Raw genomic sequence first — 10,591 nt, forward strand, 5'->3', positions numbered from 1 at the left:
CAAGGGTTTGCTGGATCGTCGGTCGCGAACCGGGGTCAGGTGAGGCCCAGCTCCTCGTCGATGAAGTCGAGGACTTCGTCGGCGGAAGCGGACTCGAGCCGGTCGGCCAGCGTTTCGCCGTCCGCTTGGTCGAGCACGCCGTTGCACCGGGCCACCAGGCCCTGCAGCCGCAGGGTGAGACCGGTCTTCGTGGATTCGTCGAGGAGCAGTCCGCCGAGCAGTGCCTCGACGTCTTCGAGCCGGGCGTGCACCATCGACAGCGCGTCGTCGCCGGCCCCGAGCTCGTCGCGCAGGTGCCGGGCGAGGACCAGCGGGGTCGGGTAGTCGAAGGCGAGCGTCGCGGGCAGCTTCAGCCCGGTGCTCTCCCGCAGCCGGTTGCGCAGGTCGACCGAGGTGAGCGAGTCGAACCCGGCGTCCTTGAACGCGGTGTCGGCGCGGACCGCGTCCGGCCCGGCGTGCCCGAGCACGGTCGCGACCTGGTTGCGCACGAGGTCGACGAGCAGCGCCTCCTGCTCGGGCGCGGCCAGCCCGGCCAGCCGCCGCTTCAGCGAGTCGTCCATTGTGGACGCTGTGGACGCACCCTGCGCCCGCCGCCGTCCGGTGCGGACCAGGCCGCGCAGCAGGTGCGGCACGGCACCACCGGCCCGCACCTCCCGCAGGTCGAGCTTCACCGGCACGAGCAACGCGGGCGGTGCGCCGAGCGCGGCGTCGAACAGGGCCATGCCCTCCTCGGCCGTGATCGGCCGCACCCCGCCCCGGCTCATCCGGGCCTGGTCGGTGCCGCCGAGGTGCGCGGTCATGCCGGTGGCTTGTTCCCAGAGGCCCCACGCGAGTGACAGGCCGGGCAGGCCCGCCGCCCGGCGGCTCGCCATGGCCGCGTCCAGGAAGGCGTTCGCGGCCGCGTAGTTGCCCTGGCCGGGCGAGCCGAACACGCCGGAGCCGGAGGAGAACACGACGAACGCGTCGAGGTCGCGGGTCAGCTCGTCGAGGTGGCGAACGGCGTCGACTTTGGGTGCGAACACCTTGGCGAGCCGCTCCGGCGTGAGCGTCCCGATGACGCCGTCATCGAGGACGCCCGCGGTGTGGATGACGCTCGCCGGGCGGTGTTCGCCGAGCAGGGCGGCTACCTGGTCGCGGTCGGTCAGGTCGCAGGCGACGACGGACACGTCCGCGCCCTCGCCGGTGAGGTCGGTGACCAGGTCCTTCGCGCCGTCGGCGTCGAGACCCCGGCGACTGGCGAGTACCAGCTTTCGCACGCCGTGGTGGGTGACGAGGTGCCGCGCGACGATCTCCCCGAGCACGCCGGCGCCGGAGACGAGGACCGTCCCTTTTAGACCGGACACCGGGGCCGCGTCGGCGCGGGCCAGGCGCGGCACGTACAGGGCCGCGCCGCGCACGGCGACCTGCGGTTCACCGGTGGCCAGCACGACGCCGAGCGGAACTTCGCCGTCGGTGTCGAGGAGAACGATCCGGTCCGGGTTCTCCGCCTGCGCGGACCGGACGAGGCCCCAGACCGCGGCCGCGGCCGGGTCGGTCACCGGGGTGTCGCCGGCGGGCACCGCGCCGCGCGTGACGACGACCAGGCGTTCGGCCTCGGGCTCGGTCAGCCAGGTCTGCAGCTTCTCCAGGACCCGGGAGGTCGCCGTCAGCGGGGAGTCGCCCCCGGGGACTTCCAGCACGTCGGCGACACCTTCGGCCTGCGGGCTCCCGGGGAGTTCGATCCAGTTCACCTGGAACAGCGAGTCCTGGTCGGTGCTCGGCTGGGCGATGGACACGGGCCGCAGCACCACTTCCCTCGCCGTGACGACCAGGTTGCCGGCGCCATCGACCGCTTCCAGGGAGCCGCCGGGCACCAGCCGGACCCTCAGTGTCGACGCGCCTTCGGCGTGCAGGGTCAGGCCGCGCCATTCCATGGGCTGGGTCAGGCCGTCGTCGCCGGACAGGGCCGCGTTCAGGAGCGCCGGGTGGACGGCGAAGGCACCGGCGTCCGCGTCGCCGGGCAGGGAGACTTCGGTGAAGATCTCGTCGCCGGTCGGCCGCGCGCCCGGAGGCGGCGGCGTCGCCGACAGCGTGCCGGTGGCGTGCCGGGTCCACTCGTCGGTGGCGTCGTCGGGCTGGGAGTGGACTTCCAGGGTCCGGACGCCGTGCTCGTCCGGACCGCTCACCGTGACCTGCACCCGGATCGCGCCGCGGTCCGGCACCACCGGCGGCGTCTCGATGACGAGTTCGTCCACCACCGGGGTCCCGGCCTCGTCCCCGGCCCGGATCGCCAGCTCGGCCAGTGCCGCGCCCGGCACGACGAGCACGTCGTCGATGGTGTGGTCGGCCAGCCACGGGTGCGTCTTCAGCGACCACCGCGAGGTGAAGACCAGGCCGCCGGTCTGCGGCAGCCGGACCACCGGACCGACCGCGTCGGTCGCCGTCTCGAGGTACCGCAGCCAGTAGTGCTGGTGGTCGAAGGCGTAGGTCGGGAGGTCCACCCGGGCGGGCGGCACCAGCGTGGCCCAGTCGACGTCGACGCCGCGGACGAACAGCTCGGCCATCGACGTCAGCAACCGGCGCAGGCCGCCGTCGTCGCGCCGCAGCGAACCGGTCACGACCGAGTCGTCGGCGATCTCGCTGATCGCCTGCACCAGCACGGGGTGGGCGCTGATCTCGACGAACACCCGGTGGCCCAGGCCGAGCAGCTCGGCCACCGCCGGGCCGAAGCCGACCTGGTTGCGCAGGTTCCGGTACCAGTAGCCGCCGTCGACGACTCCGGAATCGGTGATCCAGTCCCCGGTGAGGGTGGAGAAGAACGGCAGCGACGGCGCCTGGGCCTCGATCCCGGCCAGTGCCTCGGCCAGCGGTTCCTGGATGTCCTCGACGTGCCGGGTGTGCGAGGCGTAGTCCACCGCGACCCGCCGGACCCGGATTTCCTGCGCGGACAACGCTTCGAGCACCTGATCCAGGGCTTCGGCGTCCCCGGCGACCACCACCGAGGACGGGCTGTTGACCGCGGCGACCTCGACCCGGTCGGCCCACGGCGTCAGCTGCGCGACCGCGTCTTCCTCGCTCAGCGCGACCGACGCCATGCCGCCGCGGCCGGCCAGCTTCGCCGCGATGGCCTGGCTGCGCAGGGCAACCACCTTCGCCGCGTCCGGCAGCGACAACGCCCCCGCCACACACGCGGCCGCGATCTCACCCTGCGAGTGACCCACCACCGCGTCCGGCCGGACCCCCACCGACTGCCACACGGCGGCCAGGCCGACCATCACCGCGAAACAGGCGGGCTGCAGCACGTCGACGCGATCCAGGTCACCCTCGCCACGGAGGACGTCGAGCAACGACCAGTCGATCCACGGGTCGAGGGCGGCCGCGCACTCGGCGATCCGCTCGGCGAACACCGGGGACGATTCCAGGAGTTCCCGGCCCATCCCGGCCCACTGCGAACCCTGGCCCGGGAAGACCCACACGACCTTGCCCGGCGCGCCCGAGGCGGCCACCGAGCCGGTCACGACGTCGGGGGTGCTTTCGCCGCGGGCCAGCGCCGCCAGCCCGGCCGACGCCTCCTCGTGCGTGCCCGCCACGACGACGGCCCGGTCCCCGAACAGCGAGCGCCCGGACACCAGCGCGCCGGCGACGTCGGACAGGGGCTCGTCCGACTCGCTCAGGAACGCGGCCAGCCGCCCGGCCTGCCCCGCCAGGGCACCGCGCGCCGACACCACCACCGGCACCACAGACGGTCGTGAGTGGTAATTCGGGTTAGAACCCGAATTACCACTCACGACAAGCTGCGGCAGACCCGCATCCGGTGCTTCCTCGAGGATGAGGTGCGCGTTGGTCCCGCTGATGCCGAACGAGGACACCCCGGCCCGGCGGGGACGGCCTTCACGCGGCCACTCCCGCGCCTCGGTCAGCAGCGAGACCGCGCCGGCCGACCAGTCGACCTCGGTGGACGGCCGGTCGACGTGCAGGGTCGGGGGCAGCACGCCGTGGCGCAGCGCCTGCACCATCTTGATCACGCTGGCCACGCCCGCGGCCGCCTGCGTGTGCCCGAGGTTCGACTTCACCGAACCGAGCCACAACGGCTTCTCCGGGTCGCGGTCCTTGCCGTAGGTGGCCAGCAGGGCCTGCGCTTCGATCGGGTCGCCCAGCGTGGTGCCCGTTCCGTGTCCCTCGACGGCGTCCACATCGGACGGTGCGAGGCCGGCTTCGGCCAGTGCGGCGCGGATCACCCGCTGCTGCGACGGGCCGTTGGGCGCGGTCAGGCCGTTCGACGCGCCGTCCTGATTCACCGCGATGCCGCGCAGCACGGCCAGCACGCGGTGCCCGCGCTCGCGGGCGACCGACAGCCGTTCCAGCGCGAGCACGCCGACGCCCTCGGCCAGTCCCATGCCGTCGGCGCTGTCCGCGAACGCCTTGCAGCGCCCGTCCATGGCGAGCCCGCGCTGCCGGGAGAAGGAGACGAAGGAACCGGGCTGGGCCATCACCATCGCGCCGCCGGCCAGCGCCATCGAGCACTCGCCGCGTCGCAGCGCCTGCGCGGCGAGGTGCATCGCCACCAGCGAGGACGAACACCCGGTGTCGACGGTGACCGCCGGGCCTTCGAAGCCGAGGACGTACGACACCCGGCCGGACGCGATGCACGGCGCCGCCCCGGTGCCGACGAAGCCCTCCAGTTCCGGCGCGACCACACCACCGCCGGCGCCGTAGCCCATGCTCGCGACGCCGGTGAAGACGCCGATGTCGCTGCCCTTCAGGGAAAGCGGGTCGGTGCCGGTCCGTTCGATGGCCTCCCAGGACGTCTCCAGCAGCAGCCGCTGCTGCGGGTCCATCGCGACGGCCTCACGCGGTGAGATCCCGAAGAACCCCGCGTCGAACTGCCCGGCGTCGTGCAGGAAGCCGCCCTGGTCGGTGTAGGTCGTCCCGGGGCGGTCGGGGTCCGGGTCGACGAGCCCGTCGACGTCCCAGCCGCGGTCGCCGGGGAACGCGGAGACGGCGTCGGTGCCGTCGGCCACCAGCCGCCACAGGTCCTCGGGCGAGGCCACCCCGCCCGGGTACCGGCACGCCATGGCGACGATGGCGATCGGCTCGCGTGCCTGGTCCTCGACCTCTCGCAGCCGCGTGCGGGCGTCGCGGGCGTCCGCGATGGCCCGCTTGAGGTAATCGCGGAGCTGTCCCTCGTCAGCCACTGATCTCAACTCCCAGAAGTCTCACGTGTGCTCGCTTTTCAGGGGTCCGGGTGGCGAAGCCCCCGGCCCGGGTCGAAGGCCCGGATGTCACAGCGGATTCAGTCGAGCCCGTCGACGAGGGCGAACAGCTCCTCGTCGCTGGCCGTGTCGAGATCGTCGGACGCGGCAGGCCGGGCTTCGGCCGCCTCGGCCGCCTTGAGCAGTTCCCGCAGCCGCGCGGTGATGCGGTCGCCGTCCGGCCCGTCGGCGGCCGCGATGGCCGCCTCCAGCCCGGCGAGCCCGGCCAGCACCGCGTCGGCCGGGGACGCCTCCTCGACGGCGAGTTCGGTCCGCAGGTGCCGGGCCAGGACCAGGGGGTTCGGGTGGTCGAAGACCAGCGTCGCGGGCAGTTTCAGGCCGGTCGCCTCGCGCAGCCGGTTGCGCAGCTCCACCGACGTCAGCGAGTCGAACCCGGCGTCCTTGAACGCCGCGTCCGCGCGGACGCCGGAACTGTCGGCGTGCCCGAGCACCACGGCGACCTGGCCGCGGACGAGGTCGAGCAGCAGCGTTTCCTGCTCGGCCACGGTGAGCCCGGCCAGCTTGCGGACCAGGCCGCCGTCCTCGCCGGACGCCGTGCGCGCCGCCTGCCGGCCCGCGCGGACCAGGCCGCGCAGCAGGTGCGGCACGGTGCCGCCGGCGGCCGCGTCGGCCCGCACTTCGCGCAGGTCGAGCTCGATCGGCACCAGCAGCGCCTGCCCGGCCGACAGGGCGGCGTCGAACAGTTCCATGCCCTCGGCGGACCCGAGCGCGCGGACGCCACCGCGGCCTTCGCGACGGCTCATCCGGGCCAGGGTGAGGTCGTCGATGGTGTCCGCCATGCCGGTGAGCTGTTCCCACGGGCCCCAGGCCAGCGACAGCCCGGGCAGGCCCGCCGCGCGGCGGGCGGCCATCAGGCCGTCGAGGAAAGCGTTCGCCGCCGCGTACCCGCCGCTGCCCGCACCCATGAAGATCGAGGAGGCGGACGAGTAGACGATAAACGCGTCGAGGTCCAGGTCACGGGTCAGCTCGTCGAGATGATGGGCCGCGGTGACTTTGGGTGCGAACACCTTGGCCAGGCGGTCCCGGGTCAGCGCCCCGGTGACGCCGGCGTCGAACACGCCCGCGGTGTGCACCACCGCGGTCAGCGGGTGCTCCTTGAACAAGGCGGCCACCTGGTCGCGGTCGGAGACGTCGCAGGCCACGACGGCCACTTCGGCGCCGTGTCCGGTCAGCTCGGTGACGAGGTCATCGATGCCCTCGGCGGCCCGGCCGCGCCGGCTGGCCAGCACGAGCCGCCGCACGCCGTGCCGGGTGACCAGGTCGCGGGCGGCCAGTGCACCCAGCGTCCCGGCGCCGGAGACGAGGACCGTCCCGTCCGGCCGGAAGGTCAGCGGCGTCTCCGCCGGTTCGGTGACGCGGGCGAGCCGGGGCACCGAGAACGTCGTGCCGCGCAGTGCGAGCTGCGGTTCGCCGGTCGCCAGCAGGGCCTCCAGTGGCACGTCGCCGTCGGTGTCGAGCAGCACGATCCGGTCGGGGTTCTCCGACTGGGCGGCCCGGACCAGGCCCCACACCGCGGCCCCGGCCGGGTCGGTCACCTCGCGGACGGCGCCCCGGGTCACCACGACGAGCCGGGCGTCTTCCGCCGCGTCGGCGAGGAAGTTCTGCACGGCTTCCAGCACCCGGCTGGTCAGGTCCAGGGCACTTTCACGTGAAAGTGCCCGTCCGCGGGCGTCGCCACCGAAGGCGTCGAGCACCTCGACCGGACCGGACGGCGCCGCACTGTCCACAGTGGCCAGTTCGGTCCAGTCCACCCGGTACAGCGAGCTGGTGCGCGCGGTGTCGAGCTGGTCGAGGGCGACCTCGCGCAGGATCAGCGAGTCCATGGTCAGGACCGAGGCGCCGGTCTCGTCGGCGGCCTCGACGGTCAGCGCGTCCGGCCCGCCGGGCGCGACCCGGACGCGAAGCCCCGCGGCGCCCGCGGCGTGCAGTGCCAGCCGGTTCCACGAGAACGGCATCACGGACTTCCCGGGCTGCCCGGACGCGGCGGCGGCGATCGTCCCGGTCTGCAGGGCCGCGTCGAGCAACGCCGGGTGCAGGCCGAACCGGGCGGCGTCCTCCCGCCGGTCGCCGGGCAGGGCGACCTCGGCGAACACCTCGGCGTTGTCGTCACTGCCGCGCTGCCACACGGCCCGCACGCCCTGGAACAACGGCCCGTACGCGTACCCGCGCTCGGCGAGGTCGGCGTAGAAGCCGCCGATCTCGACGCGCTGCGCACCCGGCGGCGGCCACGCGGTGAAGTCGAAGCCCGGGCCACTGCCCGGCGTCGCCGAGACCGTGCCGGTCGCGTGGCGCGTCCACACGTCGTCGCGCCGGGAGTGGACGTCCACGGTGCGCGAGCCGTTCCGGTCCGGGCCGCTCACCGTGACCTGGACGCTCACGCCGCCCTGTCCTGGCACGACGAGCGGCGCTTCCGTGACGAGTTCGTCGAGGACCGGGCAGCCGGCCTCGTCGCCGGCCCGCACGGCCAGCTCGACCAGCCCGGTGCCGGGGAAGAGCACCACGCCGCCGATGGTGTGGTCGGCGAGCCACGGGTGCGTCCGCAGCGACAGCCGCGAGGTGAACACCAGCCCGTCCGACTGCGGCAGCGGCACGACCGCGCCGAGCAGCGGGTGCCCGGCCGCGGCCTGACCGAGCGAGACGGCGTCCGCCTGCTCGGCCGGCTGGAGCCAGAAGTGCTGGTGGTCGAAGGCGTACGTCGGCAGGTCCACGCGAGCGGGCGGCGCCAAGGTGGCCCAGTCGACCCGGACGCCGCGGACGAACAGCTCGGCCATCGACGTCAGGAGCCGCCGGAGGCCGCCGTCGTCCCGCCGCAGGGTCCCGGTGACGACAGTGTCGGTCTCGTCGGTGAGCTCGCTGATCGGCTGCACGAGCACCGGGTGGGCGCTGACCTCGACGAACACGCCGTGGCCCTGCTCGATCAGGGCCGCCACCGCCGGGCCGAAGCCGACCTGGTTGCGCAGGTTCCGGTACCAGTACCCGCTGTCCAGGACACCGGCTTCGGTGATCCACGCACCGGTGACGGTCGAATAGAACGGCACCACCGGCGCCTGCGCGCCGATCCCGGCCAGGGTCTCGGCCAGGGTGTCGCGGATGTCTTCCACATGCCGGGTGTGCGAGGCGTAGTCCACGGCGACCTGCCGGACGCGGACGCCGTCCCCGGCCAGCACCTCCAGGGCCTCGTTCAGCGCCTGGGCGTCGCCGGCGATCACCACCGAGGCGGGGCCGTTGACCGCGGCCACCTCGATCCGGTCGTCCCACAGCGCCAGCCGGGCGTTCGCCTCGTCCTCGCTCAGCGCGACCGAAGCCATCCCGCCACGGCCGGACAGCCGCGCCGCGATCGCCTGGCTGCGCAGGGCCACCACCTTCGCGGCGTCGTCGAGGGTCAGTGCCCCGGACACGCAGGCCGCGGCGATCTCGCCCTGCGAGTGGCCGAGGACGGCGTCCGGCCGGACGCCCACGGACTCCCACACCGCGGCCAGCCCCACCATCACCGCGAAGCACGCGGGCTGCAGCACGTCGACGCGGTCCAGGTCGCCGTCGCCGCGCAGGACGTCGAACAGGGACCAGTCGGTCCACTGGTCCAGCGCGGCCGCGCACTCCTTGATCCGCTCGGCGAACACCGGGGACGCGTCCAGCAGCTCGCGCCCCATGCCGAGCCACTGCGTGCCCTGCCCCGGGAACACCCAGACGAGCTTGCCCGGCTTGCCCGCGGTCCCGGTCACGACGCCGGGCGCGGCCTCGCCGCGAGCCAGCGCCTTCAGTCCCGTCTCGGCTTCCCCGGCCGAACCGGCCACGACGACGGCGCGTTCCCCGAGCAGCGCGCGCCCGGACACCAGCGCACCGGCGAGGTGCGCCGTCGGCACATTCAGCCCGGACAGCCGCTCGGCCTGACCGGCCAGGGAACCGGTGCTGCGCGCCGAGATCACCAGCGGGACGACGTCCGCGGACGCCGGCGCCGGGGTCGCGGGTTCCGCCGGGGCTTCCTCGATGATCAGGTGCACGTTCGTGCCGCTGACCCCGAAGGAGGACACCCCGGCCCGGCGCGGCCGGTCGCCGCGTGGCCAGTCCCGGCCCTCGGTCAGCAGTTCCACCGCGCCTTCGGACCAGTCCACCTGCGCGGCGGGCTCGTCGACGTGCAGGGTCGGCGGCATGACGCCGTGCCGCAGCGCCTGCACGACCTTGATCACGCTGGCCACGCCCGCGGCCGCCTGCGTGTGCCCGATGTTCGACTTGAGCGAGCCGAGCCACAACGGCGTCTCCCGCTCCTGCCCGTAGGTGGCCAGCAGGGCCTGCGCCTCGATGGGATCGCCCAGGCTCGTGCCGGTCCCATGCGCTTCGACGAGGTCCACATCGGACGGTCGAAGCCCGGCGTTGGCCAGCGCGGCCCGGATGACCCGCTGCTGCGAAGGGCCGTTCGGGGCGGTGAGGCCGTTGGACGCGCCGTCCTGGTTCACCGCGCTGCCCCGCAGCACGGCCAGCACCTGGTGCCCGCGTTGACGGGCGACCGACAGCCGCTCCAGCACGACGACGCTGATGCCTTCGGCGAGCACCATGCCGTCGGCGCCCGAGGCGAAGGCCTTGCACCGGCCGTCCGTGGCCAGCCCGCGCTGCCGGGAGAAGACGACGAAGGAGTCGGGGCCCGACATCACCATCGCGCCGCCGGCCAGCGCCATCGAGCAGTCGCCCTGCCGCAGGGCCTGCGCGGCGAGGTGCATCGCGACCAGCGACGACGAACACGCCGTGTCGATCGTGACCGCCGGTCCTTCGAACCCGAAGACGTAGGACACCCGGCCCGAGGCCACGCTCGACGCCAGCCCGGTGCCCGCGAAGCTCTGCATCTCCGGGCCGGACAGGCCACCGCCGTAGCCCGAGCCGCCGGCGCCGGTGAACACGCCGACGTCGGTGCCCTGCAACGACGTCGGGTCGAGACCGACACCTTCGAGGGCTTCCCAGGACGCTTCCAGGAGCAGCCGCTGCTGCGGGTCCATGGCGAGGGCCTCACGCGGCGAGATCCCGAAGAAGCCCGGGTCGAACAGGGCCGCGTCGTGCAGGAAGCCGCCCCGGTCGGTGTACGACGTCCCCCCGTGGTCCGGGTCCGGGTCGAACAGGTTCTCGAGGTCCCAGCCGCGGTCGGCCGGGAACCCGGACACGGCGTCGCCGCCTTCGGCCACCAGCCGCCACAGGTCGTCCGGCCCGGTGACACCGCCGGGCAGCCGGCACGCCATGCCGACGATGGCGATCGGCTCGCGGGTGGCGTCGACCCGCTTCTTCAGCGTGCCGACCTCTTCGAGGGACTTCCGCAGCGCCTCGACGACCTTTTCATACGACGCACTCACCAC

Annotated in this window: 2 protein-coding genes; both read right to left on the reverse strand. The window is 73.9% G+C overall.

The features are described 5' to 3' along the window. Positions 1-35 precede the first annotated feature (35 nt). A complete protein-coding gene (locus tag ACLJQF_RS04640) occupies positions 36-5,174 on the reverse strand; it encodes an acyltransferase domain-containing protein (RefSeq protein ID WP_410606951.1) in 5,139 nt (1,712 codons plus the stop codon). A 98-nt stretch (positions 5,175-5,272) separates the two neighbouring features. Beyond that, the gene (locus ACLJQF_RS04645; protein WP_410606952.1) at positions 5,273-10,591 is read right to left on the reverse strand and encodes a beta-ketoacyl synthase N-terminal-like domain-containing protein; all 5,319 of its coding nucleotides are present in this window, start codon (positions 10,589-10,591) and stop codon (positions 5,273-5,275) included.

The sequence above is a fragment of the Amycolatopsis sp. lyj-109 genome, assembly GCF_046548995.1.
Lineage (GTDB): Bacteria > Actinomycetota > Actinomycetes > Mycobacteriales > Pseudonocardiaceae > Amycolatopsis.